Genomic DNA, 26858 nt, shown 5'->3' on the forward strand with positions numbered 1-26858 from the left:
AAGTTTCTGACGACGACGGCGGTATTGGCGCTGGCGGTTGGTGGTTTGGGCGTATCGGCTCGGGCTGCGGATGTGAAGGAAGTGCAGATGCTGCACTGGTGGACATCGGGCGGCGAGGCAGCGGCGCTGAATGTCCTGAAGCAGGATCTGTCGAAGGAGGGCTATGCCTGGAAGGACGTTCCGGTGGCCGGCGGCGGCGGCGATGCGGCGATGACGGCGCTGAAGGCGATGGTGGCGGCCGGCAACTATCCGACCGCGTCGCAGATGCTCGGCTATACCGTGCTCGACTACGCCCAGGCCGGCGTCATGGGCGACCTGACGGAGACGGCGAAGAAGGAAGGCTGGGACAAGGCGGTGCCGCAGGCGCTGCAGAAGTTCTCGGTCTATAACGGCAAGTGGGTCGCCGTTCCGGTCAACGTCCACTCGGTCAACTGGCTGTGGATCAACAAGGCGGTCATGGACAAGATCGGCGGCAAGCAGCCGAAGACCTTTGACGATCTGATCGCGCTGCTCGACAAGGCCAAGGCGGCCGGCGTCGTGCCGCTGGCGCTTGGCGGCCAGAACTGGCAGGAAGCGACGATGTTCGATTCCATCGTCATGTCGACCGGCGGCCCGGAGTTCTACAAGAAGGCCTTCAACGATCTCGACGAAGCCTCTTTGAAGTCCGACACCATGAAGAAGTCCTTCGACAACCTGGCCAAGATCGTCAAGTATGTCGACCCGAACTTCTCCGGCCGCGACTGGAACCTGGCAACGGCGATGGTCATCAAGGGCGATGCGCTCGTCCAGGTCATGGGTGACTGGGCCAAGGGCGAGTTCGTCGCCGCCAAGAAGACCCCGGACAAGGACTATCTGTGCTACCGCTTCCCCGGCACCGAAGGCAGCGTGATCTACAACTCCGACATGTTCGGCATGTTCAACGTTCCGGCGGACCGCAAGGCGGCCCAGGGTGCGCTGGCGGCAGCGACGCTGTCGAAGAGCTTCCAGTCGGCCTTCAACGTCGTCAAGGGCTCGGTCCCGGCCCGCACCGACGTGCCGGATACCGCCTTCGACGCCTGCGGCAAGAAGGGCATGGCCGACCTCAAGGCCGCCAATGCCGACGGCAAGCTCGTCGGCTCGCTCGCCCAGGGCTATGGCGCCGCGCCGGCGATCGCCAATGCCTATAAGGACGTCGTGTCCAAGTTCGTCCACGGCCAGATCAAGACCTCCGACGAAGCCGTCAAGCAGCTCGTCCAGGCGATCGACGACGCGCGCTAAGCGCGGGCCTGTCCTCGGCCGTTCCTCCTCCCCGCCGATAAGCGGGGAGGATCATGACCAGCACCATGCCCCTTGAAGGCCCTTGAAGGGATGACCATCATGAGCACCGTCGTCACCACGGATCCCATTCTCACGCGTCCCGCCCGGCGCACCGCGATGCGCACGCGCCTGCAAAACGCGCTGCCGCAGATCGTCCTTGCCCCCAGCTTCCTGCTGACGATCATCTTCGTCTACGGCTTCATCATCTGGACCGGCTATCTGTCCTTTACCAATTCCAAAACCTTTCCCTCCTATGGGCTGACCGGCGCCCGTGCCTATCAGCGGCTTTGGAACTGGACGTTCGAGAGCGATCCGCCGTCGTCGTGGTACACCTCGATCACCAATATGGGCATCTTCGGCGTTCTCTATGTCGGCATCTGCCTGGCGCTCGGCCTGCTGCTGGCGATCCTGCTCGACCAGAAGATCCGCGGCGAGGGCGTGCTGCGGCCAATCTTCCTCTATCCGATGGCGCTGTCCTTCATCGTCACCGGCGTTGCCTGGAAGTGGTTCCTCGATCCGGGTCTCGGTCTGGAGCAGACATTGCATCAGCTTGGCTGGACCAGCTTCCACTTCGACTGGATCAAGAACAAGGATTTCGTCATCTACACCGTCGTCATCGCCGGCGTCTGGCAGGCCTCCGGCTTCGTCATGGCGATGTTCCTGGCCGGACTGCGCGGCATAGACAGCGAGATCATGAAGGCCGCCCAGATCGACGGCGCCTCGGCCGTCCAGCTCTATCGGCGGATCATCATCCCGCTTCTGCGGCCGATCTTCCTGTCGGCCTTCATCGTGCTTGCCCATATGGCCATCAAATCCTACGACCTCGTCGTGGCGCTGACCTCCGGCGGGCCCGGCGGCTCGGCATGGCTGCCGTCGAATTTCATGTACGAATACACCTTCAAGCGCAACGAGATGGCCGTCGGTTCGGCCAGCGCCATCATCATGCTGATGACCATCTCCGCCATCATCGTCCCCTACCTCTATTCCGAACTGAAGGAGAAGGCTCGATGAGCACCGCGGCCTACTCGACACCGACACGCACCCCAGGCAGCAAGACAAGCAGCCATACAAGCAGCAACAGAGGCCGCCTTATCAACCGGGCCGTCATCTACGGCCTGCTGGCGATCTTTGCGGTCATCTACCTGATGCCACTGTTCGTCATGATCGTCACCTCGCTGAAGACGATGGACGAGATCCAGAACGGCAACATGCTGGCGCTGCCGCAGGCGCCGACGCTCGAACCCTGGGCCAAGGCCTGGGGCGAAACCTGCGTCGGGCTCACCTGCAACGGCATCAAGGGATACTTCTGGAACTCGATCAAGATGGTCGTGCCGGCGGTCGTCATCTCGACCATCCTCGGCGCCCTCAACGGCTATGTGCTGACCAAGTGGCGCTTCCCCGGCCATACGCTCGTCTTCGGCATGATGCTGTTTGCCTGCTTCATTCCGTTCCAGTCGGTGCTGCTGCCGATGGCCACCATCCTTGGCAGCCTCGGCCGCTTCGGCACGCTGCTGCAGGACACGATCGGCGTCTCGCTCGGCTTCGGCAACTCGACCGTCAACCTGGTCATCGTCCACGTCATCTACGGTCTCGGCTTCACCACCCTGTTCTTCCGCAATTTCTACGAGGCGTTTCCGAACGAGCTGGTCAAGGCCGCGCAGATCGATGGCGCCAGCTTCTTCCAGATCTTCCGCCGCATCATGCTGCCGAACTCGCTGCCGATCATCGTCGTCACGGTGATCTACCAGTTCACCAACATCTGGAACGACTTCCTGTTTGCCTCCGCCTATGCCGGCACCGGCGATTCCATGCCGATGACGGTGGCGCTCAACAACGTCGTCAACACCTCGACCGGCGTGGTCGAATACAATGTCAACATGGCCGCCGCCATGATCGCCGCGCTGCCGACCCTCCTCGTCTACATCGTCGCCGGCCGCTATTTCGTCCGCGGTCTGATGGCTGGCGCAGTCAAAGGATAATCCCATGGCCTTCCTTCAAATATCCGGTCTGAGAAAGCGTTACGGCTCGCTGGAAATCCTCAAGGGCATCGACCTCGACCTCGAACAGGGCGGCTTCCTCGTGCTCGTCGGCCCATCCGGCTGCGGCAAGTCGACGCTGCTCAACACCATCGCCGGGCTGGAATCCATCACCGAGGGCGACATCCGGGTCGATGATCACTCCATCGCCGACCTGCACCCGTCGAAACGCGATATCGCCATGGTGTTCCAGAGCTATGCGCTCTATCCGAACATGACGGTTGCCGGCAACATCGCCTTCGGCATGGAAATGCGCGGCGTTCCGGCCGAGGAGCGCAAGGCGGCGATCGAGAAGGTCGCCAAGGTGCTGCAGATCGGCCATCTGCTCGACCGCAAGCCGAGCCAGCTCTCCGGCGGCCAGCGCCAGCGCGTCGCCATGGGCCGGGCCCTGGTGCGCGATCCCAAGCTGTTCCTGTTCGACGAGCCGCTGTCCAATCTCGACGCCAAGCTCAGGGTCGACATGCGCATCGAGATCAAGCGCCTGCACCAGTCGACCGGCAAGACCATCGTCTACGTCACCCACGACCAGATCGAGGCCATGACGCTGGCGACGAAGATTGCCGTCATGAAGGACGGCGTCGTGCAGCAGTTCGGCACGCCGGCCGAGATCTACAACAATCCCGCCAACATGTTCGTCGCCGACTTCATGGGCTCGCCGGCCATGAACCTGCTGTCGGGAACCATCGAGAGGGGCAGCAACGGCCTTCTCGTCTCTCTCGACCGGGCCGGCGGCGAGGCGATCAAGCTTCCCGTCGCCACGGACAAGCAGGCGCTCGAAGCCCATGCCGGCCGCCAGATCGTCTTCGGCATCCGCCCCGAGGCGCTCACCGATCCCGAAGGCGCCGACCGCAACGCCCGCACCCTGGCCGAGAACGACTGCCTGATCGAGGTCGTCGAACCGGCCGGCTCCGACACCTTCGCCGTCACCAAGCTCGGCGGCAAGGAGGTCGTCGCCCGCCTGCGCGCCGATGCCCGCATCAGCGCCGGACAGCACGCCCGCCTCGCCTTCAACCTCGACAAGGCCGTCTTCTTCGATCCACAAACACAAGCAAGGATCGCTTGAGTTCCGGAGTTGAGATGAACGACGCACCCGACATTGTCATCGTTGGTTCAGGAGTGGGCGGAGCGACGGTCGCAGCCGGCCTGGCTGCGACGGGCGCCCGGATCCTGATCTTCGAAGCCGGCGATCACATCGCCGATGATCCCGTGAACAGAGACCAGCGCGCCATCTTTCAACGCGGCCATTTTCGCCCGAAGGAGATTTGGTACGAGGCCAACGGCAAGGGCTTCAATCCCGGCAACTACTACAATGTCGGCGGAAATTCGAAATTCTATGGTGCGGTGCTCTCACGCTATCGCCGCGAGGATTTCGAAACCATCCATCACCAGGAGGGTATTTCTCCAGCCTGGCCATTTCCCTACGAAGTTCTCGAGCCGTGGTACGGCCGCGCTGAGCGCCTATACAACGTGCGCGGCACGCTGGGAGAGGATCCGACGGAGCCGCACCATTCGCTCCCGTACGAATATCCGCCCGTGCCGGATGAGCCGGCTATTGCCGAGGTGCGAGCCCGGTTGAAGAGGAGGGGACTGCATCCGTCTTCCTTGCCGCTGGGCATCGACCTCGACAAATGGCTGGCAAAAGCCCGGACGCCTTGGGATGCGCATCCAAATTCCCAGGACGGAAAGATGGATGCCGAGACAGCGGCCTTAGCTGTTGCTCTGCGGCACAGAAACGTAAGGCTCGAGACGAACGCGCGGGTGGTCAGGCTGGAAACCGGTCAAAGCGGCCGGATAGAGAAGGTCGTTTACCTGAAAGATGGGCAGACCCTCTCCGTCGCGCCCGGGATCGTCATACTTTCGGCCGGCGCAGTCCAGTCGTCGGCTCTTCTGCTGCGGTCGGCGAACGATCGCTACAAGAAGGGTCTTGCGAACTCGTCCGATCAGGTCGGCCGCAACTTCATGAACCACAATGCGTCGGCCGTCATCGGCATCTCGCCGACATTCCGCAACGACTCCGCCTACCAGAAGACGTTCGCGTTCAACGATTTCTATCTCTCGGACGGACAGGGCGGCCCGCCGCTTGGAAACGTCCAGCTTCTCGGCCGCGTCTCCGGCAAGATCCTCAAGGGTTCCTTGCCCCGCGTTCCGGAATGGCTTCTCAATCTCGTCACGGCGCACGCCATCGATTTTTACGCGATGAGCGAGGACATTCCCAACCCCGAGAGCCGCGTGACGGTCGATGGCGATCGCGTGATCCTGCAATGGCAGCGCACGAACTGGGCGGCACATCAGGCGCTGGTCGCAAAGCTGAAGGACATTCTGAAATCCATCGGCTTTCCGATTGTGCTCGCGAGAGCATTCGACAAGCGCACTCCTTCGCATCAGTGCGGAACCGTCCGCATTGGCAACGACCCCGCAGCCGCGCCGCTCGATGGCTTCTGCCGCACATATGATCATGAAAATCTGTTCGTCGTGGACGCAAGCTTCCTGCCGACATCGGCAGCGGTCAATCCAGCCCTGACGATTGCCAGCCAGGCATTGCGGGTCGCGGACCACATCGCGTCGAAGGACTTAATGCAGACGGGCCTCAATACCGCGGCCGATCCGTCAACGCATGGAATTCAATAGGATAACGACATGGTTTTCGATTACATCATAACGGGCGCCGGACCAGCGGGATGCGTACTTGCCAACCGCCTCAGCGAAGATCCGAACGTGAAGGTGCTTTTGCTCGAGGCGGGCGGCGGAGACTGGAACCCTTTGTTCCACATGCCCGCCGGCTTCGCAAAGATGACCAAGGGCGTCGCGAGTTGGGGTTGGCAGACTGTGCCGCAGAAGCACATGAAGGGAAGGGTGCTGCGTTACACGCAGGCCAAGGTCATCGGCGGCGGCTCTTCGATCAACGCCCAACTCTACACGCGTGGAAACTCTGCCGACTACGATATGTGGGCAAGCGAGGACGGATGCGAGGGCTGGGACTATCGCTCCATTCTGCCCTATTTCAAGCGGGCTGAGGACAATCAGCGCTTCGCGGACGACTATCATTCTTATGGCGGTCCGCTTGGCGTCTCAATGCCGGCCGCGCCGCTGCCAATCTGCGACGCCTATATCCGCGCCGGACAAGAGCTCGGCATTCCGTACAACCATGACTTCAACGGCCGTCAACAGGCGGGCGTCGGCTTCTACCAACTGACCCAGCGCGACCGTCGCCGCTCGTCGGCCTCGCTGGCATATCTCTCGCCCATCAAGGACCGAAAAAACCTGACGGTGCGCACCGGCGCTCGCGTCTCGCGCATCGTTCTTGAAGGCAAGCGCGCCGTCGGCGTCGAGATCGTTGGCAAGAACGGCGTCGAGATCGCTCGGGCAGAACGCGAAGTCCTGGTGACTTCTGGTGCGATCGGCTCGCCAAAGCTGCTGCTGCAATCCGGGATCGGGTCTGGCGACCATCTTCGTTCGGTGGGTGTAAACGTGCAGCATGATCTCCCCGGCGTTGGGGGAAACATGCAGGATCACCTCGACCTCTTCGTCATCGCTGAATGCACTGGTGATCATACCTATGACGGCGTTGCGAAACTCCATCGGACGCTCTGGGCCGGTATTCAATACATCCTGTTCAAGACCGGCCCGGTCGCATCATCGCTCTTCGAGACGGGGGGCTTCTGGTATGCCGATCCAAACGCGCGGTCTCCGGACATCCAATTCCATCTGGGCCTCGGATCAGGCATCGAGGCGGGTGTCGAACGGCTGAAGAACGCCGGAGTGACATTGAATTCGGCCTACTTGCATCCGCGGTCTCGTGGAACCGTGCGCCTGTCTTCGGCGGATCCCGCCACTGCTCCGCTGATCGATCCCAATTACTGGTCCGACCCCCACGATAGGGAGATGTCGCTGGAAGGGCTGAAGGTCGCGCGCGAGATCATGCAGCAGGCAGCTTTGAAGCCGTTCGTGCTTGCCGAGCGCTTGCCGGGTCCGAAGGTCATGACCGATGAGCAGCTTTTCGAATATGGGTGTGCGAACGCGAAGACGGACCATCATCCCGTCGGCACTTGCAAGATGGGTACCGGTCCCGAGGCCGTCGTCGGCCTCGATCTGAAGGTTCACGGTTTGGAGGGTCTGCGCGTCTGCGATTCCTCGGTGATGCCCCGGGTTCCGTCATGCAATACGAACGCGCCGACAATCATGGTCGGCGAGAAGGGTGCGGATCTGATCCGTGGCCTGCCGGCATTGCCGGCTGCTGTCTTCACACATGAGCGAAACGACGCCCGCCCGCGAGCGCGGGCAGAGATCCGCTGATAATATTATTTACCGGTCACACAAGGATCGGCTTGCATGGGAGTTATGGAAATGGCCGAAGTGAGGGTAGCAGTGCTGGGCGGCTCCGGCTGGATGGGCAAGGTTCACACCATGGCCTACCAGACCTTTCCGCACTTTCTTGGAGTGTCCGGCGGCACCGCGCGTGTTGTCGCGATCGTCGAGGCAAATCCGAAGGCGGCCGCGGATCTTGCCCGCAGGGCTCCGGGCGCAAAGATTCTCCAGAACTGGGAGCAAGCGGTCAACGACCCCGACATCGATCTGATCGACATCTGCCTGCCCGACAGCCTGCACTACGAGGTGGCAAAGGCCGCGCTGATCGCCGGCAAGCACGTCTATTGTGAAAAACCGCTTGCAAATACCGCGGTTGAAGCGCGCGAACTTGCTGATATCGCCCGGGAGAAGGGCGTCATCACCAGGGTCGGGCACGCATTCCCGCGCAATCCGGTTCACGACCTCGCAAAGGAGATCATCGAGGCGGGGGAGATCGGTGAAATCAAGATGTTCCGTGGCTGCCAGCATGTCGACATGTACGGCGATCCCATGGCTCCCTTCATGTGGCGGGCCGACGGCAAGCTTGCTCCGACGGGTATCGTCGGCGACACGGGCTCGCACCTCTTCAGCTTCATGGAGTTCCTGGTCGGCCGCGTCAGCTCATTGATCGCCGACAACCTGATCGTCACGACAAAACGGCCGATCGTGGAAGGGCTTGCCTATGGCGAGCAGGTCAAGCTGAAGGGAGACGAGACATGGGCGGAAATTACCAACCCCGACGCCACAAATCTTCTTTGCCGCTTCGAAAACGGTGCTGCTGGTATCGTCGATTTCAGCCGTGTCGCTACCGGTCGCAAATTCTTGCAGACCTATGAGGTTTACGGAACCAAGGGCAGCATCGCCTATACCTATGACGAGGTGAACCGGCTTCGTTTCTATACGAATGACGACCGCGCCGGGCGCGCCGGCTTTCGCGAGATCGATGTCGGCCCTGAAAACCCAACATTTCGGGCCTTCCTTCCGCTTCCAAATTTCGCGCTTGGCTACAATGAGAGCAAAATTATCGAGGCTGCGGAAGTTGTGAAATCGATCACCACGAACACCCCGATGTGGCCGACATTCGAAAACGGCCATCACATCTGCCAGATCGTCGACGCCTGCATGGAATCTTCGCGGTTGAGACGCTGGGTTGATATCCCGCTCGCCTGATCGACCCTTCCCAAGGACAAACGCCAATGACCATCGATGTTCCGCAACACATTCTTGACGCACTGACGGACGTCGACATGCCGAAACTTTCTCCGGAAGCGGCTCCCTCGGAGACGGTTCGGCTCGCGGGCCTCGACGTGCCGGTCTATCGGGCTGGCTGTGTCGTCGTCGGTTCCGGCGCAGCAGGATTGCGGGCCGCCGTCGAGATGAAGCGACGCCGCGATGACGTGGTCATCATGAGCCAGAGCGCGTGGGGAGGGACATCCGCCTGTTCGGGTTCGGACAAGCAGACGCTTCATACGGCAAACACAGCCGACCAGGGTGACAACTTCAAGGCAATGGCACGGGCGATCCGCGCCGGCGGGGCCATGGATGAGGATACGGCCTATGTTGAAGCGGTCGGTTCCGCCCGCATGATGGCGTCCCTGCAATTCCTTGGCCTGCCGCTGCCGCAGGATCCTCTGGGCGGAACGCTCCGATATCAGACCGACCATGATGAAGTCGGTCGCGCTACGAGCTGCGGGCCGCGCACGTCCCGTTTGATGGTCAAGGTCCTGGCGGAAGAGGCCATTCGCCTCGGCGTCCCCTTCTTCAATCACACCACTGCCGTGAAGATCCTGACGCAGGGTGAGGGCGAGCATCGCCGCGTCGTCGGTGTGCTCGTTATCCGCGCGAGCGATCGCAGCGATACCAACCAGTTCGGCTTGGCACTTTTCGCATGCGAAGTGCTGGTGCTTGCAGCCGGCGGACCGGGCGAGCTCTACCGTGACAGCGTCTATCCGAATGGTTGCTTCGGATCGCTTGGCCTGGCTTTGGAGGCTGGCGTCGAGCTCGTCAACCTTACGGAAAGCCAGTTCGGCATCGGCACACGCAGGGAAGGGTTTCCGTGGAACTTGTCCGGGACCTATGTGCAGGCGATCCCGCATATCTACTCGGTCGATGCCGATGGCACCGAGCATCACTTCCTGGCGCAGTACTATCGGACGACGCAGGAGATGGCCTCGAACGTCTTCCGCAAAGGCTATCAGTGGCCCTTCCACTCGACGCGGATGCTGGATTTCGGCTCGAGCCTGGTCGATCTCGCCATCTTCCGGGAGAGCGCGGCCGGCCGCCGCGTCTTCATGGACTTCAACCGCAATCCGCTGCCGGTGCCGGGCGACCTGCCGTTCGACCTTAACCGGCTTGACGATGACGTGAAGCGCTACCTCGGCAATGCCGGTGCAGGGCAGGAGATGCCGATCCAGCGATTGCGGCATATGAACCCGCTCGCGATCGAGCTCTACCGTCGCTACAAGGTCGATATTGCTGCGGAGCCGCTCGAATTTGCGGTCAACAACCAACACATGAACGGTGGCGTCATGGTCGACACATGGGGCCGCAGCAACCTCAAAGGCTGCTATGCGATCGGCGAGGCGGCAGGCACGCACGGGGTGACCCGTCCAGGCGGCGCGGCCCTCAATGCCGGCCAGGTCTTCGGCACGCGCGTCGCGGAACATATCGGCGCGAGTGGAAGGGCGAGTACCGCTCCAACTGCCGATATACTGGCTATCGCAGAGAAAGACGCCTTCGAGATCCTCGCTGTCTTGAGACCGGATAGCTCCCTGACGGTCAAGGCGATCCGGTCGCAAGTGCAGTCGCGCATGAGTGACAAGGCAGGCCTGATCTGCAACGCCGGCGGCGTCGGCGAAGCGCTTGCCGAGGCGAAGAAGCTCAACGTAGAAATACGGGAAAAGGGTATCGCTTTCGAACGTGCGGCGGAGGCGGGCAGGGCGTTGCAGTGGCAACAGATGGCGCTCGCGTCCGAGGCCGTCCTCGGTGCGCTGGACTACTTCATTCGCAACGGCGGCGGCAGCCGCGGCGCACGAGCGATTTGCGACCCCAGCGGCGAACTCCTTCCGGTCGCAAGTTCAGGCCCGCTTGAAGACTACCGTTTCCGCAAGGAGCGCGATGCGCATCGTGAGGAGCAGATCGTCGTCAGGTTGGATAACGGCGCCATGGCGATATCGACAAGGCCCAACCGGAAATTCGACGAGAGCGCCAAGTCATTTTTCGAACGCGACTGGCCTGCTTGGCTGACAGGCGGGATCTATCAGCTTGATGAGGGCTGAGGAGCTAGATGTGCATATCGATAAGATAACTTGCGGTTGAGAATTTGTACAAGTCGCCCGCGAGTTTTGCCGCGACACGAGCCAAAGCGTGACCTGCCAGCTCCTCCGCTTGCCATGTCTTAGGTCAGACCGGGGACACAAGTCATCAACCATGACGAGATCGTCGGCTAAAGCCGGCACTTTTACGCGCACCGCTGGCGCGCACAGCGCTTCAGCCTTAACTCGCTAACGATGTCGCAAGCGGCCGACACAATCGGCGATGGCGCTGCTGTCGTCCAACATGGCGTCGGTTTTGAAGCCGCTGACCGGCATTCCCCGTTGCATTCGCGCTCGACTACGCAGCCGCGACCGCAGGTAGCACGAACCCTGACGGGTGGGCGCGCTCGGAAGCCGAAAGAATCGCTATCACGTTGGAATCGCTTGGCAATTCTCTCAGCGACGTCAAGCTCGACAAGCGCGACAGGAATGTCACTTGCGCTCATGGAAACACCGCCACGAGACATGGCCGCCTCGGAAACACAAGAATGCTGCAATGCCGAAAAAGCGATCACTTTGGATCGCTGCAGCTTTTTTTGGCGGCGCGCCTTGACAAGCCACCGCGCTTACCGCTTCCTGTATGAATCCAATAAAACAGACGTATGTCCGGAATATTGGACAAAGCAAATGTTTCACAAGGGGAACGCCATGACGTCTTCTTTTCGCGTCGGCCTGATCGCTTTGGCCGCAGCTACAGTTCTTTCCAGCCCAGTTTTCGCCGCAGGAAGTAAGCTCGATGAGGTGCTTGCTCGCGGTCACCTCGTTATGGGGACGGGCAGCACAAATGCGCCTTGGCACTTCAAGAGCGCCGACGACAAACTTCAGGGTTTCGATGTCGATATGGGCCACATCATCGCCAAGGCCCTTTTTGGCGATCCTGACAAGATCGAGTATGTCAACCAATCGTCTGACGCACGTATTCCGAATATTACGACGGACAAGGTCGATATCACCTGCCAGTTCATGACCGTCACCGGTGAGCGCGCGCAACAGATTGCCTTTACAATCCCATATTATCGAGAAGGCGTTGGGCTCATGCTCAAGGCGGACGGCAAATATGCCGACTACGCGGCGCTGAAGGCCGCCGGGTCATCTGTCACGATCTCCGTCCTGCAGAACGTCTACGCTGAATCGATGGTCCATGCGGCCCTCCCGGGCGCTACCGTCGACCAGTATGACTCCGTCGATCTCATCTACCAGGCGCTGGAATCCGGTCGCGCGGATGCGGTTGCTACCGACCAGTCGTCGCTGGCTTGGTACATGACCCAGAATCCCGGGAAATATAAGGACGCCGGTTACGGCTGGAACCCGCAGACTTACGCCTGCGGCGTAAAGCGCGGTGACCAGGATTGGTTGAATTTCGTCAACACTGCTCTTCACGAGGCCATGACCGGCGTTGAATTCGATGCCTACGCCAAGTCGTTCAAGACCTGGTTTGGCAAGGATCTGACGCCTCCGCAAATCGGCTTCCCGGTCGAATATAAGTAACTGGCCCGAGGGAGCGGGGTCTTTCCCGCTCCCTCCTTTAAAGGGGCGGCCTGCCATGGGTTATACGCTGAATTTTGCTGCCGTCTGGCGCAACTTCGATTTCCTTCTTAGCGGCTTGATGTTGAGCCTCGGCCTCGCGGTGATCTCGATCTTGATCGGGACAATCCTCGGTCTGTTCGTCGCTTTTGCGCTGCTCTCCAAGAACCGTGCGGTGGTCGCGCCGGCACGAATCTACGTTACCGTAATTCGAAATCTTCCCATCCTCGTGCTCGTCTTGTTCGCGTTCTTCGCATTGCCGCAGATGGGCTTGCGGCTGGACAAGATTAAGAGCTTTGTCCTGGTGCTCTCGCTCTATTCGGGAGCCTACCTCGCCGAAGTCTTCCGCGCCGGACTTCTCTCGATACCAAAGGGGCTGACGGAAGCCGGACTGGCGATCGGCTTGACGTCGATGCAGATACGCACGTCGATCATCGCCCCCCTGATGATCCGCAACGTTCTCCCGTCGCTATCGTCGACAATCATTTCCCTGTTCAAGGATACATCCCTCGCTGCGACGATTGCCGTGCCCGAACTCACCTTTGCGGCGCGCAAGATCAACGTCGAAAGCTTCCGCGTCATCGAGACCTGGATGGTTACATCCGCCCTCTATGTCGTGACCTGTTTCCTCATTGCCGCCGTGATGCGCTTGGTCGAGCGGCGTCTGGCATTGCCGAGGTAAGCCGATGTCTCACACTTTTCTCGATCAACTTTGGATCGCCCGCTATGTCGTCCTGAATGGGATTGCGATGACGGTATCGATCTCGCTCCTCGCCATTCTTGCCGGCTCCGTCCTCGGCGTTTTCGTGGGACTTGCTCTGGTTTACGGGAACGGCGTGCTGCGTCTGATCGTCCGAGCCTACACAGACGTCATCCGTGGAACGCCGGTCTTGGTCCTCGTTCTTGCCAGCTACTATGTCTCGAGCGCGGTCGGCATCGAACTCGGTCCCTTTTCGGCAGGTGTTCTGGCGTTGGCAATCTTCTGCTCGTCGCATGTGGGCGAGATCGTGCGCGGCGCTCTACAGGCTATCCCGAAGGGGCAAACAGAGGCAGCAAAAGCCATCGGGCTGACATTCTCCCAGACGTTTACCTCCGTCCTCTGGCCCCAAGCGCTGCGCCAGTGCCTGCCAGCTTGGGTCAATACGGCGGCGGAAATGGTGAAGGCATCGACGCTGCTGTCGGTTATCGGGGTTGCCGAGCTGTTGCTTCGAACGCAGGAGATCATCTCCCGCAACTTCATGAGCCTGCAGTTCTATTTCCTGGCTGGCGCTCTCTATTTCATCGTTAACTTCGGTATCGAGCGCTTCGGCAAATTCGTCGAGCGCAAGACCACCCTACCATCTTGAGGAGGCCGCGCGATGGCCAAGACAATGCTTGAAATCAAGGGCCTGCGTAAAACCTACGGGCAGCACGAGGTTCTCAAAGGCGTGGACTGCTCAGTGGGGGAAGGCGAGGTCATTTCCATCATTGGCTCATCCGGTTCGGGCAAGACGACGATGCTTCGCTGCGTGAACATGCTGGAGGAATTCCAGGGGGGCACGATCAGCCTCGATGGCGAAGAGATTGGCTACCACGTCGAGGGATCGACGCGCAGGCGAAAGAGCGAGAAGGAGATTGCCCGTCAGCGCGCGCTGACAGGGATGGCCTTTCAGCAGTTCAATCTCTTTCCGCACATGACCGCAGCCCAGAACGTCATGCTTGGGCTGATCAAGGTCAAGAGGATGCCGAAAGCCGAAGCGCGTGGGATCGCCGAGCGATGGCTGGATCGCGTCGGTCTGTCGGCGCGCACCAATCATTATCCCGGCCAGCTTTCCGGTGGTCAGCAGCAACGTGTGGCAATTGCCCGCGCGATCGCGATGTCGCCGCGGCTCATGCTGTTCGATGAAGTGACCTCAGCTCTTGATCCCGAACTGGTTGGCGAAGTGCTGCAGGTCATCAAGGGTCTCGCGGCAGACGGCATGACCATGCTGCTGGTCACGCATGAAATGCGGTTTGCCTACGAAGTGTCTTCGCGAGTCATCTTCATGAACCAGGGCGTCATTTGCGAGCAGGGCGATCCAAAGGAGATGTTCCTGAAGCCGAAGACGGAACGGCTTGCGGAGTTCCTCAAAACATCCAGCTTCAACTAGAAGGAAAGACAACAGGATGACGATCAAGCGTTATGGGACCGGCGAAAAGGGTGCCGGCGGACAACCACTTCCTTTCGCACGGGCTGCCGAAGCCGGCGGCTGGCTGTATGTTTCCGGTCAGGTACCGATGGAAAAGGGCGAGATTGTCGGTGGTGGGATCGTTGGCCAGAGCCGCAAGGCTATCGAAAACCTGATTGCCATTCTCAAGGAGGCGGGCTACAGCCTTCAAGATGTTGTGCGCGTCGGCGTATGGCTTGACGATCCGCGCGACTTCTGGAGCTTCAACGGCGTGTATGCCGAGTATTTCGGCGCGAATCCTCCGGCACGCGCTTGTGTCCAATCACGCATGATGGTCGACTGCAAGGTCGAAGTCGACTGCGTGGCTTACCGCGCGGATCGCGCCTAATTTTGGAGAAGAGCATGGCTGAGGCTGGTGTCGACACGGTATCGCGGCGCACCCGAGGATTGGATCGTGCCTTTGAGATACTTGAATTTCTTCGGGTAAAACGTCAGCCCATGCGGCCGAACGAGATCGCTGCGGAAATCGGTGCGCCGCGATCCTCGGTCTACGAACTGGTCAATCTGCTTCTCAGCCACGGTATGCTCGACTACTACGGGGGCGATGGCAGGGTCTTTCTCGGCCGTCGGCTCTATTTCCTCGGAACAGCTTATGCCGAGCAGTTCGACTTGATGCGCGAATGCGAACGCATGCTGGGCCACCTGGCCGAGGAGACTCGGGAGACAGCCCAGATGTGCCTTCTGGAAGGCAACAAGTATACGGTCGCAATGATGCGCGAGGGCATCCGACCTTTTCGCATCTCTTCCAATGTCGGTGAACTCGTATCCATTCCGTGGACCGCTTCGGGACGGCTCCTCGTCTCGCACCTTTCCGATCAGGAAATTCTCGATTTCATCCCACCGGACGACTTCGTGCTCCCGGACGGCAGGCGTCTCGATCCATCAAATTTCATCAGCCAGGTTCGTGACGCCGCGCACGACGGATATTTCACCTTCAATAGTGAAGTGGAGAACTTTACACACTGTTTCGCCGTGCCAATCTACCAGGCCGACGGCGTGTGCATCGCAACGCTTTGCCTCGTCGCACCGCGGGAGGATGGTCTTCGCAACCGCAAAGCATATTTGGAGAGCCTTCTTTCCGCGGCAAAGGAGGTTTCCGAGAAGCTTGGATACCATCCGCTCGACAGAAAAGTCGCCTCCCACATCTAAGCCTGATTACCGCCAACCCATTCTTATCCTTCGCAAGTTGCGCCTTGCGGTAGCAAAGTTGGGAAGTCCGCTTTGCCGAGCTCTCGCGGGTAGGGGGCTCGATAGCCTATCAGTTGACCCATGATCAGCTTCGACCGTATCCTGGCGTCCGTCATCCATTGCCGCAACGTCACCGGGCTGACGGACTTCTATGAAACTTGTTTCCCCACGGCGCTCGTGGTGTCCCAGTGGGATCACCGCCGAACAGTGAAACCGCAATGGGCTGGGATATATGGCCCTAGTTGTGGTATCCTCCAAAATCGAGGGGCCACTGGTGACCGCAACCGGTCTGGTGCCTATCAACAACCTTGGAAACATTTTTGACGCATTAGGGCAAGCTGGGAGGAAACCGGGATGACCCATGATGCGCGCCTTACGCGCGAGCGCGACTTTCACAATGAACGCTTTGGTGCCTTAGAAGAACGCAAGCAGGACTCGTTCTATTTCGCCGTCAAGCCCGCTGTAGACGCCTATTGGCGGCTGGTGAAGGCGGCCTGTCCCGAAAAGGAAGTGCTCGAATATGGGTGCTCAAACGGCATGAGCAGCATTGGTCTTGCGCACTCTGCCAAGCGGATCACCGGTATTGATATTTCGGACGTCGCTATTCAACAGGCCGCGGATGCGGCCGTTCGCCACGGAATCAGCAACGTGACGTTCCAAGTCGACAATGCGGAGGAGATGAAGCTGCCGTCGGCGGGCTTTGACGTCGTCTTCGGCAGCGGCATCCTGCACCACCTCGTGCTGGAGAAATCGCTTCGCGAGATCCGGCGCGTGCTGCGACCGGGCGGCAAGGCTTTCTTTTTCGAGCCGCTCGGCCACAACCCTGTGATCAATCTCTATCGCAACTGGACGCCCGCGGCCCGCACGGTTGATGAGCACCCGCTCTTGAAATCCGACTTCGAGATCGTGCGCAAATATTTCTCGAAGTGCGATCTGGAATTTTTCGGGCTAACGACGCTCTTGTCCATCCCGTTTCGCGGGAGCCCGCTGGGCACCGCGGTCCGGGCCGCCGGCGCGCAGATCGACAATTTGCTGCTGAAGATACCAGGTGCCAGATGGCAGGCCTGGATCGTCGTCTTGGCTCTGGAGGCATGAGGGGCCTGCCGCGCTGCTGGAGCCCAACCTGCCGTCTATTGGGGCGCGGACGACCGGCGAGGGTCAATAGAACCCACCCAGCTACAAATAAACATCAGATAATAACAATTATGGAACTATCCCAAGCACCGTCACCCCACCAACCCTCATGACTTTCCGCTGTCATTCCAGATAGTTGGCGAGATTGTCCTATGGTGATGGCGGCGACCCGCTGGCTTTGGGCAACGCCAGCCGACGCGTCGGCGTAAAACGCGAACGCGGCAACTGGCGACCTGTTGGACTAATTGCCCGCGACTTGCAGCGATGGCAGCCTCTGAGACATGCCGGCCAAACCATCCGAACGGTCACAGAGAAAATCAGCGCTTGCGTACGAACTCCGTGCGCAGAACAAGACCCTTGATCGTGTCGTGACGGCAATCGATCTCTTCCGGATTGTCGGTCAACCGGACCGATCGGATCACGGTTCCCTGCTTAAGCGTCTGGCCGGCGCCCTTGACCTTGAGGTCCTTGATCAGAACGACAGAGTCGCCGTCTGCGAGGACATTGCCAGATGCATCGCGGGCCTCCGCAGCCTTGGCTTTCTCTGCCGCGATTTCGGATGCGGGCCGCCACTCGCCGGTTGCCTCGTCATAGATGTACTCGTCGTCTTGGTCGTTCATGTCAGTCATTTCTCGTTTCAAATCTCTTAGGCAGAATTCTTATTTTGAAGTGTTTCTGCCAAACACCTAAAGCGACATTTTCACGCCCAAATCAATTATTTTGTCGGCATTTTGGATTGAAGTGACGCGTGGAGATATTCGAAGCTGAATTTTCGGCCTCTATCTGAGGTCCGTTAAACCGCGAACGGCGTGACAATGCTTCTTGCTCATCCTAACATAAATTTTATCCCTGTCGGTCATAATCCGGGGCGACTTAAACCTGTCTGAGGGCATGATGGCCTTGGGTGATGCAGAATATATATTGCGCTTGGCGCAGTTGATTGAAGGTTCGGGGGCGCTCGTCGCCGTGTACGATCAGGATGATCGCCTGCGCTTTGCCAACCGTGCGTTTCGTATGGCATGGTTCATCGACGATAACGAGCATCCGCTGTGGTCTGAGCTCATGCGCCGCAACTATCATGCCATGCGCGGAACAATCATTAAAACCACGGATTTCGAGAGCTGGTTGCTGACAACGCAGGCAAGACGAGGGAAAAGTGGGTTTCGCGCGTTCGAGACCGATCTTCACGATGGCCGCTGGCTCTGGATGACGGAGACCACCGAGCACAGTGGCTGGATGCTCTGCGTCGCAAGCGACATTACCACGATCCGGTCCGATGAACGCACCCTGCGGCAAGATCGCGATTTTGCACTAAAGGCCTCGCAGACTGACGAATTGACAGGCGTTCCGAGCCGGAGGTTCGTCATGTCAAAGCTTGGTGAACTCGTTGGCGGTCAGGGCGATGCAGCAGAGCAGGTCGGATGTTTTGCGATACTCGACATCGATAATTTCAAGGCGATCAATGATCGCTTCGGCCATATCGTCGGCGATGCCGTCCTTAGAGATTTTGCAGCAACCCTACAGAAAATGGCCCGCAAGACCGATATTTTCGGGCGTGTGGGAGGAGAAGAATTCGTTCTCATTCTGCCGAAAACCACACCGGACCGGGCCGAGGCGATTGTTTATCGTATGCTGCTCGCCGTAAGACAATCGCGGCCCCTGCCCGACCAGGCCGACTTCTTTTACACATTTTCGGCCGGCATTGCCTCCGTACTGCGTGGCGACGACTGCAATGATCTCTATCGAAGAGCCGACCTCGCCCTCTATGCCGCGAAGTTGAAGGGACGCGATCAGGTCTGCCTCGATCCGACCGCACATTCGTTCGGCGCGGCAAGATTATCCTAGTCCAGACCGAGGCGAAGACATTTCCCTGGGGTGCGAGCTCTGGTCGAGCATTCGGCCGCTGGAGAGCGGCGAATACCGGATGTGAAACCATGGCGAGTAGATTTGAAAAATGCTTCCTCATCAACATGTTTCGGACATCCGATAGTCTGTCACATCCATGTCATGAAATGCGTTGACACCTCGTGCCTAATCGAAAGCGGGTACCACGATGGATTATTTCAGACGTTTCAATTTTCTGTTCGCAACGCCAACCTTTGACAGCGAGGATTTGGAGGGCGCCCGCTACAACCAGATCATCGAGGAGATCGAGCGCTCCGGCTTCGAGGTGGTGCGCGCGCGCAACATCGAAGATGCTGAGATCGCCGTGCAGACGGACGCGGCCATCGGCTGTATGCTGGTCGACTGGGGCAAGAAGGGCCTTGAGGGCAAGACGGCCTCGCTCATCAATTTGATGCGTCGGCGCGGTCTCGAATTCCCGATTATCCTGCTGATCCGCCGCAAGCGCTTCGAGGATGTGCCGGTCGAGGTGCTCGACTTCATCGACGGTTATGTCTTCCTTTCGGAAGAGACGCCCGCCTTCATCGCCAAGAGCCTTATCAGCCGGCTCAAGCAATATGCAGAGACGCTGAAGACGCCGTTTTTCGGCGCATTGGTCGATTATGCCGAAGAAGGCAACCAGCTCTGGACCTGCCCGGGGCACAATGGCGGCATTTTCTACAGCCGCAGCCCGATCGGCAGGGTATTCATGGAGCATCTGGGCGAAGCGGTGTTTCGCGACGATCTCGACAATTCCGTGCTCGATCTTGGCGACCTTTTGACCCACGAGGGGCCTGCGCTTGCTGCGCAGAAAGAGGCGGCCAAGATTTTCGGCGCCGAGAAGACCTATTTCGTCCTGAATGGCACCTCCACCTCCAACAAGGTCGCGCTCTCCGCGCTCGTCACCGACGGCGATCTCGTGCTGTTCGACCGCAACAACCACAAGGCCGCCCATCATGGCGCCTTGATGATCTCAGGCGGCATACCGGTTTATTTGCCGACCATCCGCAATCCTTATGGGCTGATCGGCCCCGTCGACTATGCCGCCTTTGACGAGGAGGCGCTACGGGAGCGCATCCGTACGCATCCGCTGGTGAAGGATCCGGAGGCCCATAAGAAGCCGCGTCCGTTCCGCGTCGCGGTTGTGGAGCAGTGCACCTATGACGGCACCATTCACAATGCTGAGATGATCCTCAAGCGCATTGGGCATCTGTGCGACTACATCCTCTTCGATGAGGCCTGGGCTGGCTTCATGAAATTTCATCCACTCTATGCCGGGCGCTTCGCCATGGGTCTTGCCGATCTTGGCCCGGATGCGCCGGGCATCATCGCCACGCAGTCCACCCATAAGCAGCTCGCCAGCTTCTCTCAGGCTTCCCAGATCCACATGAAGGATCGGCACATCACCGGCCAGAAGCGCCGCGTGGAGCACCGGCGCTTCAACGAGAGCTTCATGCAGCACGCATCGACCTCGCCCTTTTACCCGCTGTTTGCCTCGCTTGATGTGGGCGCGCAGATGATGAAGGGCCGCTCGGGCGAAGTGCTGTGGGACGACACGATCCGCCTCGGCATCGAGCTGCGCAAGAAGATTCGTGCTGTGCGCCGCGAGTTCGAAGAGAAGGAAAATCGTCCCGAACGCCGGTGGTTCTTCGAGCCTTTCGTGCCCGACCGGGTGGCGATTCCGGATGTGTCGAGCCCCGGCGCAGTGCATGACGTGCCATGGGAGAGCATCGCCACCGACCAACTTGCCACCAATCCCGCCTTCTGGCACCTGACGCCCGGGGCGGCATGGCACGGCTTTTCCGCGATGGAGCCGGGATTCGCGATGACGGATCCGAACAAGCTCACCCTGCTCACCCCCGGCTTCGACCGGGCGAGTGGAAAATACACAGAGCATGGCATTCCGGCGCCCGTGGTTGCGCAATACTTGCGTGAAAACCGCATCGTCGCGGAGAAGAACGACCTCAATTCGCTGCTGTTTCTCCTCACCCCCGGCGTCGAGGCCAGCAAGGCTGGTACCTTGATCAGCGGTCTCGTCGCCTTCAAGAAGCTCTATGACGACAATGCGCTGCTAGAGGAGGCAATACCGGAATTCTACCGTCGCCGGCCTAGCCGCTATGCCGGGGTCCGCCTGCGCGATCTGTGCACGGACATGCACAGTTTCTTCCGCCAGGCTGATGTCAGCGCGCTTCAGACAAAGCAGTTCTCCGCTGACCACCTGCCTCCGATCGCGCTCTCGCCCCATGACGCCGCGCGCTGCCTGGTGCGCAATGATGTCGAGTATCTGCCGATTGATCAGATCGCGGGCCGCATCGCGACAACACCCTTCGTGGTCTATCCTCCGGGCATCGCAACTATCGTGCCGGGCGAGCGTTTGACGGACCGGGCCAAGCCCATGATTGACTATCTCAAGATGTTTGAAACCTGCTTCAACACTTTCCCGGGCTTTGAAGTGGAGATTCAGGGACTCTATCGCGAGATCGATGAAACCGGCCGCATCCGGCTCTATACTTATGTCGTTGCGGAACAGGCCTAAGAATTCGGAATCGATCATGGAGCAAAACAAAACGATCGTCATTCGTCCGTCTCGCGAGACGGACGTCGATGCCATGCTGGCCATCTATCGCCGCCACATTCGCCGCGGCGTCGAGGACGGGGTGGACGATAACGACACGCCGCAACCGGACGATCTGCGGGAGCGGCGCAAGAATCTGAAGAACCGCAGGTTCCCTCATGTCGTCGCGCTCGAAGGCGAAAAGGTTGTGGGCTATGCCTATGTGGTATTGTTCCGCAAACGCCCGGCCTATCGCTACACCGTCAAGCACTCGATCTATGTGCATCACGACCATGTCGGCCAGGGTGTCGGGAGCCTGCTCATGCGCGGGTTGATCGATGCCTGTGCGGCAGCCGGCTTCCGGCAGATGATCGGCTATATCGACGCGGACAACGTTGCCTCCCTTGCCCTGCACGAGCGCTTCGGCTTTGTTCGCGTCGGTCTGTTGCCGGGGGTCGCCTATCGCTATGGTCATTGGGCCGACAGCGTCATGGTCCAGCGCTCGCTGGGTTCTGGTTCTACCGCTCCGCCCCCACCCCCGCCGCTCTCCACCCGCTGATGCGAACAAGCAACCCCCTCCCCGCCGCCCGTATCGCGGCGCGGCGCCTGTTCGAGGTTATGGATTTCAGCCAGGAAGCGCCGCGAGAGCCTCAAAAATGCGTGCGATCGCCTCCGCACCCGGATCGGCAATTCCTTCCAGCGACCGGGCGTCCAGATAGGACGAGCGGCCTGCATTGGCACGCGTCATGCTCGCAGTCGCATCCGCTCCAAGCAGTGCGGCCGCAGCAGCCGAGGCCATCCCCTCTCTCCACTTCCGAGGGCCGCGAGCGCCGGCGAAAGCGCGTCTATCATCGTCCGGTCCCCAAGCTTCGCTCCGCCATATTGCTGCATCGCTTCCAGGCCCTCGGAAAGGGCTGCAACCCAATCCCTGGACTTGACGATAAGCGTCTGCGCTCCGCGCCATCATGATGGCGAACAGCACCCCGCTTGAGCCGCCCATGGCTTTGCGCTTGAGGTCGCTGAGCGCGGAGAGCAAGGCGGAGCCATCGGCGAAGGGCAAGGTGTCGATGGCCGCCTGGACCGTTCTTGCCGCTCCGGCAAAGGTGCTGCCGGTGTCCCCGTCGCCGACCTTTGCATCGAGCGCATTGATTGCGCCTTCCATGCCGATGCAGGTTGCAATGATCATCTCGGCAATGGCTCGGACCCGATCATCCCTCGAAGCGTGAAAGGTTTCGTCTGCCTCGACCATAGGGGCAGCGATCGGCAGCACATCGTGAAGCCTTTCGAATTGCGGAAAATGGGAAGATGCCGTCGGCGATGTGAGAAAGATCTCGCGCTCCGGTGTCAATTCGAGAAGTGAAATGGAGAAGCCGGGCATTTCAAGCGCCGTCATCACGGCGGCCGGCCTCATTGCCCTCTCCCTGGCAGAGTCCGGCTACATGGCGGAGATCATCCGCGCGGGCCTCATGTCGGTGCCGGTGGGCCAGACAGACGCGGCCATGAGCATGGGACTGACGCGTGGTCAGGCATTGCGACGGATCGTGTTGCCGCAGAGCATCCGAGTGATCATCCCACCCACGGGCAATCAGTTCATCGGCATGCTGAAGGCGAGCTCACTCGTCTCGGTCATCGGCGGCAGCGATCTGCTCACCAGAGTTCAGCTTATCTACGGTCAGAATTTCAAAATCCTGCCGCTGCTGATCGTTGCGGTGCTCTGGTACCTGGTCTTGGTCACCGTGGCCAGCATCGGACAGCACTTCCTGGAGAAGCGCTTCAACGCCTCCCAGGTCAGACCGCAACAAACGCGAAAGACGGCGCAGCGTCTGCAAAGCGAGCAGACGACCGTTGCAGCCAATGGAGGCACGGCATGATGGGCGCGGCTACGACTGATACGATGCTCAAAATCGAAGGCGTCAACAAATGGCTCGGCGACAACCACGTTCTGCGCGGCGTCGACTTCATCGTCCGCACCGGCGAAATCGTGTGCGTCCTCGGACCGTCTGGATCGGGCAAGAGTACGCTGCTGCGCTGTATCAATCACCTCGACCCGGTCGATGGCGGCATTATCGAGGTGGCGGGCAAGCGCATCGGCTATGAGCTTCGCGGCGGCGTCCTCTATGAGCGGGACGAGCGGGCTGTCGCCAAGGCGCGCCAGCACATCGGGATGGTGTTCCAGCATTTCAACCTGTTCGGTCACATGACCGCGCTGGAAAATGTCATCTATGGTCCGGTGAAGATCCTGAAGCGACCGCGCAGAGAGAGTATCGACAAGGCGCGGGATCTGCTTGCGCTCGTCGGGATGACGGAGCGCGCCGAGGCTTACCCCAGCCAGCTTTCCGGCGGTCAACAGCAACGTGCCGCCATCGCCCGCGCACTGGCGATGGAGCCGCGGCTGATGATGTTCGATGAGCCCACCAGTGCACTGGATCCCGAGCTCGTCGGCGAGGTTCTCGCCACGATGCGAAAAGTTGCCGATGAGGGCATGACCATGCTCGTCGTGACGCACGAGATCGGCTTTGCCCGCGAGGTGGCCGACCGGGTTGTGTTCATGGACCAGGGACGAGTGGTCGAGGACGGTCCGGCGCGCGATGTGCTCGACAATCCCGCGCATGAACGCACCGCGACCTTCCTGCGCCGCGTCCGCTGAACCTGCAAACAAAACAACTTCATTCCAAACGCCGATCGTTCCAACGATCGATAGACAGGGAGTCTCTTGATGACTGATCAGCACTATAGGTTAACCAACGTGCGGCCTTGGGGTGCCGACCCTGTAGACATTGCCATTGAGGACGGGCGAATTACGGAGATCCGCCCCGCTGCCGCCTCGCCTGCCGCAGGCGATGTCGACGGCGGCGGTCTTCTCGCCTTGCCCGGCTTCATCAATACCCACTCTCACGTCGACAAGAGCTGGTGGGGGCAGCCCTGGGTCTCGTACACCTACTCCGACCATCCGACCGTGGAGGGCTGGATCGCCAACGAGCGTGCTCAGCGTAGCAAGTATGACATACCGAATGCGTTATCCACGGCCGCTGTGTTGCGCGAGTTCCTTCGACACGGAACGACGGCGACGCGCACGCATATCGACGTCGATCTCGACATCGGGCTGCGAGGCCTGGAGTGTGTAAAAGCTGCGCTGAATGAGGTTGGCGACGCCATTCAAGTGAAGACGGTCGCCTTCCCGCAGGATGGCGTTTTGCGTCGGCCGGGCGTGTTGAAGCTTCTCGATGAGGCCGCCCAGGCGGGCGTGGACTATATTGGCGGGCTCGATCCGGGCACGATCGACCGCGATGTCGAGGGGCAATTGGACGCACTCTTCGATATCGCCGTGACGCGTGGTGTCGGGCTCGATCTGCACCTGCACGACTTTGGCTCGCTGGGCGTCTACGAATTCCGGCAGGTCATGCGACGCACGATCGACGCTAAGCTGCAAGGGCGGGTGAACATCTCGCACGGCTTCGTGCTCGGCACGCTGCCACAGAACGTCCAGGCGGAGATTGTGGAGGGGCTCGCCGAGGCGGGCGTCTCCTGGACGACCGTTGCGATGGGCGGAACGGCGCCGCTTCCGTAGCAAGGGATGCGACAGCGTTCGGTGCCATTGGGGCTCGGCACCGATGGTATCCGCGATCTGTGGTCGCCGTTCGGTGACGGCGATCTGCTGCGCATCGCATTCCAGTTCGCCAGGCTGCACGGACTCCGGCACGACGACAAGCTGACTGCCGCGGTAGAACTGGCGACGCGCGGCGGTGCGCATTTCGTCGGGCGCAACGTGCACGACCTGGCGGCGGGCGCGCGCGCCGATATCGTTCTGCTGGATGCCGAGAACGTCCCCGACGCGCTCGTGCGCTGCCCGCCGCGGCGGCTCGTGATCTCCGGCGGCTGCGTGGTTGCACGCAATGGCGAAGTGCTGGTCTAAACGAAGACCAGGGCGACAGGCAGGCTGTACAGATGGGGCGGGCGTCAGAGCGATCATTCTGCTCCGGCGCTTTCAGGTGCCTTTCAGCTGCCTGCTGTATTGCACGCCTCGTGCGAATACTGACGCCCCCAACCAAGCGTTCGCACGCGGTGCCCCAATAGGGCTCCAGCTCTGCCTCAATTCAACGAGGCAGAGCCCCTCGCCCACAAACTTCCCGATCGATGAATTTTGGCTTTGGAACTAACGACACTCAGCCATCCCCATTCGTCAGGAACCTATGGCGAGTTCGCCGCCCTCTAAGAATGTGGCGCTCTCGGCATTTCGCTTCTGTGCCACAGGCGCTTCGCAGATGCTTAGGCCCTGCCCTGCAACAGCAAGCTCACACGACGGACGGATATGTTAGAGATTAGGTGCCCAAGATCCTGGTAGGGCACTTCATGCGCTCAGGCGTCTCTGCCTGTGCGTATGGCCCTTCGGCGCGAAGCCAGTCGCAGGCGCGCTCCCATCAATGGGTCACGATTTTGGAGCCCGACGCTTTGCCGGTTAGCCTTTAAGGCCGCTGGCCCGCCCCGATGCCGGGGCTGGTGGTGGCGAAAGACAATAAGCCGGGCTCTTCCCAGTATAATTCGCGCAAGCAGCAACTGTCGCCAGGAAGAAGTATTACCGAACGAGTTCTCGGATCTTATAGGCAACTTCGGTTCGGTTCGTCGCGTTCAGCTTCTTCATGATGTTGCGAATGTGCACTTTGACGGTGCTCTCGCAAAGATCCATCTCATAGGCGATGATCTTGTTTGCCTTGCCTCGCCGCAGCGCTTCAGCGACCACGACTTCGCGTGGTGTAAACAGGCTGTCGAGGCAGCAATTTCGACTGGCCACGGGAGCGATCGCTTCCTTGGCAGCCAACAGGCTGCTTGCCGGCACAAAGACGCCGCCTGCGCGCGCGAGCGCTACAGCTTCGGCGGCAACCTTTATTCCGACGCTCGTCGGGATGTAGCCGCGCGCGCCGCATTCCAACGCGTGCAGGAGTTGTGCGAGTTCATCACCATCGGCACCAACGATTACAGGGCTCGTCTGGAAGCGTTCGACCAAGGCGCAGATCTTGGCACTGACATCGGCGTCAGAAACCTTGCGTCCCCCGATCATGATGAGAACGGCAGATGGCAATACTTCCATATTGCGCATTTGCCATTCGTCCAGCGAGCCAACCGTCACGATATGCAGGGCGCTGTCGCACTCGGTCAAACTCTTCGATAGGCACTCGCGATCCAGTGCGCGGGAATCGATGAGCAGAACGTAGTCTTCCCATTCATCGATGCCGGGCGCGCCGGCCGCGATGAACGGCTTCAAGGCGTCGGATGTCCGAACTGAAATGATACGTGCGCCCGATTCTGCTGTGAATTTTTCACCTGTGAGTGATTGTCCAATCATGGCCGCTATCCCCAACTCTAAATTTCGCTTTTGTATTTT

At 60.1% G+C, this 26858-nt stretch carries 25 protein-coding genes; 22 read left to right on the top strand and 3 right to left on the bottom strand.

Going from position 1 to position 26858, the window contains the following annotated elements; all coding sequences use genetic code 11:
* The 15 genes from GA0061102_RS20700 to GA0061102_RS20770 all read left to right on the top strand — a co-directional run.
* The coding region (locus GA0061102_RS20700) for an ABC transporter substrate-binding protein (protein WP_245298086.1) at positions 1 to 1257 on the top strand (1257 nt) is incomplete at its 5' end.
* Between the two features lie 99 nt (positions 1258 to 1356).
* On the top strand, positions 1357 to 2307 hold the full coding sequence (locus GA0061102_RS20705; RefSeq protein WP_092846308.1) for a carbohydrate ABC transporter permease: 951 nt from the start codon (positions 1357 to 1359) through the stop codon (positions 2305 to 2307).
* A complete protein-coding gene (locus tag GA0061102_RS20710; RefSeq protein ID WP_092846284.1) occupies positions 2304 to 3275 on the top strand; it encodes a carbohydrate ABC transporter permease in 972 nt (323 codons plus the stop codon). The genes GA0061102_RS20705 and GA0061102_RS20710 overlap by 4 nt, the downstream gene beginning before the upstream one ends.
* A gap of 4 nt (positions 3276 to 3279) precedes the next feature.
* A complete protein-coding gene (locus GA0061102_RS20715; RefSeq protein ID WP_092846286.1) occupies positions 3280 to 4395 on the top strand; it encodes an ABC transporter ATP-binding protein in 1116 nt (371 codons plus the stop codon).
* A gap of 14 nt (positions 4396 to 4409) precedes the next feature.
* Positions 4410 to 5960, top strand: coding sequence for an FAD-dependent oxidoreductase (locus GA0061102_RS20720; protein WP_092852748.1), 1551 nt, complete (start codon positions 4410 to 4412; stop codon positions 5958 to 5960).
* A gap of 9 nt (positions 5961 to 5969) precedes the next feature.
* Complete coding sequence (locus tag GA0061102_RS20725; RefSeq protein WP_092852750.1) at positions 5970 to 7625, top strand: GMC family oxidoreductase; 1656 nt, start codon at positions 5970 to 5972, stop codon at positions 7623 to 7625.
* Positions 7626 to 7676: 51 nt separating this feature from the next.
* Positions 7677 to 8846, top strand: coding sequence for a Gfo/Idh/MocA family protein (locus GA0061102_RS20730; protein ID WP_092852752.1), 1170 nt, complete (start codon positions 7677 to 7679; stop codon positions 8844 to 8846).
* A gap of 26 nt (positions 8847 to 8872) precedes the next feature.
* Positions 8873 to 10954, top strand: coding sequence for an FAD-dependent oxidoreductase (locus tag GA0061102_RS20735; protein WP_092852754.1), 2082 nt, complete (start codon positions 8873 to 8875; stop codon positions 10952 to 10954).
* Between the two features lie 684 nt (positions 10955 to 11638).
* Positions 11639 to 12478 (top strand): transporter substrate-binding protein, encoded by an 840-nt coding sequence (locus GA0061102_RS20740; protein WP_092852864.1) that lies wholly within the window; start codon positions 11639 to 11641, stop codon positions 12476 to 12478.
* Between the two features lie 55 nt (positions 12479 to 12533).
* Positions 12534 to 13196, top strand: a complete 663-nt coding sequence (locus tag GA0061102_RS20745) for an amino acid ABC transporter permease (RefSeq protein WP_092852756.1) — start codon at positions 12534 to 12536, stop codon at positions 13194 to 13196.
* Positions 13197 to 13200: 4 nt separating this feature from the next.
* Entirely contained in the window at positions 13201 to 13860 is a 660-nt protein-coding gene (locus tag GA0061102_RS20750; protein ID WP_092852758.1) for an amino acid ABC transporter permease, read from the top strand.
* Positions 13861 to 13872: 12 nt separating this feature from the next.
* The gene (locus GA0061102_RS20755; RefSeq protein WP_092852760.1) at positions 13873 to 14643 is read left to right on the top strand and encodes an amino acid ABC transporter ATP-binding protein; all 771 of its coding nucleotides are present in this window, start codon (positions 13873 to 13875) and stop codon (positions 14641 to 14643) included.
* A 16-nt stretch (positions 14644 to 14659) separates the two neighbouring features.
* Complete coding sequence (locus tag GA0061102_RS20760) at positions 14660 to 15049, top strand: RidA family protein (protein WP_092852762.1); 390 nt, start codon at positions 14660 to 14662, stop codon at positions 15047 to 15049.
* Between the two features lie 14 nt (positions 15050 to 15063).
* Positions 15064 to 15870, top strand: a complete 807-nt coding sequence (locus GA0061102_RS20765) for an IclR family transcriptional regulator (protein ID WP_092852764.1) — start codon at positions 15064 to 15066, stop codon at positions 15868 to 15870.
* A 393-nt stretch (positions 15871 to 16263) separates the two neighbouring features.
* Positions 16264 to 17004: a class I SAM-dependent methyltransferase gene (locus tag GA0061102_RS20770; RefSeq protein ID WP_092852765.1), complete on the top strand. Its 741-nt coding sequence runs from the start codon at positions 16264 to 16266 to the stop codon at positions 17002 to 17004.
* 356 nt (positions 17005 to 17360) lie between these two features.
* On the opposite strand, the gene GA0061102_RS20775 is transcribed toward GA0061102_RS20770, so the two are convergent.
* Positions 17361 to 17663, bottom strand: coding sequence for an alkylphosphonate utilization protein (locus tag GA0061102_RS20775; protein ID WP_092852866.1), 303 nt, complete (start codon positions 17661 to 17663; stop codon positions 17361 to 17363).
* 274 nt (positions 17664 to 17937) lie between these two features.
* On the opposite strand from GA0061102_RS20775, the gene GA0061102_RS20780 reads away from it, so the two are divergent.
* From GA0061102_RS20780 to GA0061102_RS20790, 3 genes are all read left to right on the top strand, one after another.
* On the top strand, positions 17938 to 18888 hold the full coding sequence (locus GA0061102_RS20780) for a sensor domain-containing diguanylate cyclase (RefSeq protein ID WP_425348551.1): 951 nt from the start codon (positions 17938 to 17940) through the stop codon (positions 18886 to 18888).
* Positions 18889 to 19096: 208 nt separating this feature from the next.
* Positions 19097 to 21460: an Orn/Lys/Arg family decarboxylase gene (locus tag GA0061102_RS20785; protein ID WP_092852767.1), complete on the top strand. Its 2364-nt coding sequence runs from the start codon at positions 19097 to 19099 to the stop codon at positions 21458 to 21460.
* Between the two features lie 16 nt (positions 21461 to 21476).
* Positions 21477 to 22037, top strand: coding sequence for a GNAT family N-acetyltransferase (locus GA0061102_RS20790; RefSeq protein WP_092852769.1), 561 nt, complete (start codon positions 21477 to 21479; stop codon positions 22035 to 22037).
* 66 nt (positions 22038 to 22103) lie between these two features.
* On the opposite strand, the gene GA0061102_RS20795 is transcribed toward GA0061102_RS20790, so the two are convergent.
* Complete coding sequence (locus GA0061102_RS20795; protein WP_092852771.1) at positions 22104 to 22889, bottom strand: DAK2 domain-containing protein; 786 nt, start codon at positions 22887 to 22889, stop codon at positions 22104 to 22106.
* Here GA0061102_RS20795 and GA0061102_RS20800 point away from each other — a divergent pair.
* The 4 genes from GA0061102_RS20800 to GA0061102_RS33315 all read left to right on the top strand — a co-directional run bounded on the left by GA0061102_RS20800 (position 22840) and on the right by GA0061102_RS33315 (position 25391).
* Positions 22840 to 23349: an amino acid ABC transporter permease gene (locus tag GA0061102_RS20800; RefSeq protein ID WP_092852773.1), complete on the top strand. Its 510-nt coding sequence runs from the start codon at positions 22840 to 22842 to the stop codon at positions 23347 to 23349. The two genes, GA0061102_RS20795 and GA0061102_RS20800, sit on opposite strands and share 50 nt — an antisense overlap.
* Complete coding sequence (locus GA0061102_RS20805) at positions 23346 to 24125, top strand: amino acid ABC transporter ATP-binding protein (protein ID WP_425348550.1); 780 nt, start codon at positions 23346 to 23348, stop codon at positions 24123 to 24125. Before GA0061102_RS20800 ends, GA0061102_RS20805 begins: the two co-directional genes overlap by 4 nt.
* A gap of 69 nt (positions 24126 to 24194) precedes the next feature.
* On the top strand, positions 24195 to 25046 hold the full coding sequence (locus GA0061102_RS20810) for an amidohydrolase family protein (protein ID WP_208858677.1): 852 nt from the start codon (positions 24195 to 24197) through the stop codon (positions 25044 to 25046).
* 6 nt (positions 25047 to 25052) lie between these two features.
* Positions 25053 to 25391 (top strand): amidohydrolase family protein, encoded by a 339-nt coding sequence (locus tag GA0061102_RS33315; RefSeq protein ID WP_208858678.1) that lies wholly within the window; start codon positions 25053 to 25055, stop codon positions 25389 to 25391.
* A 660-nt stretch (positions 25392 to 26051) separates the two neighbouring features.
* On the opposite strand, the gene GA0061102_RS20815 is transcribed toward GA0061102_RS33315, so the two are convergent.
* Positions 26052 to 26819: a helix-turn-helix transcriptional regulator gene (locus GA0061102_RS20815; RefSeq protein ID WP_092852775.1), complete on the bottom strand. Its 768-nt coding sequence runs from the start codon at positions 26817 to 26819 to the stop codon at positions 26052 to 26054.
* Between the last annotated feature and the right edge of the window lie 39 nt (positions 26820 to 26858).

The organism is Martinezella miluonensis, assembly GCF_900094545.1.
GTDB lineage: Bacteria > Pseudomonadota > Alphaproteobacteria > Rhizobiales > Rhizobiaceae > Rhizobium > Rhizobium miluonense.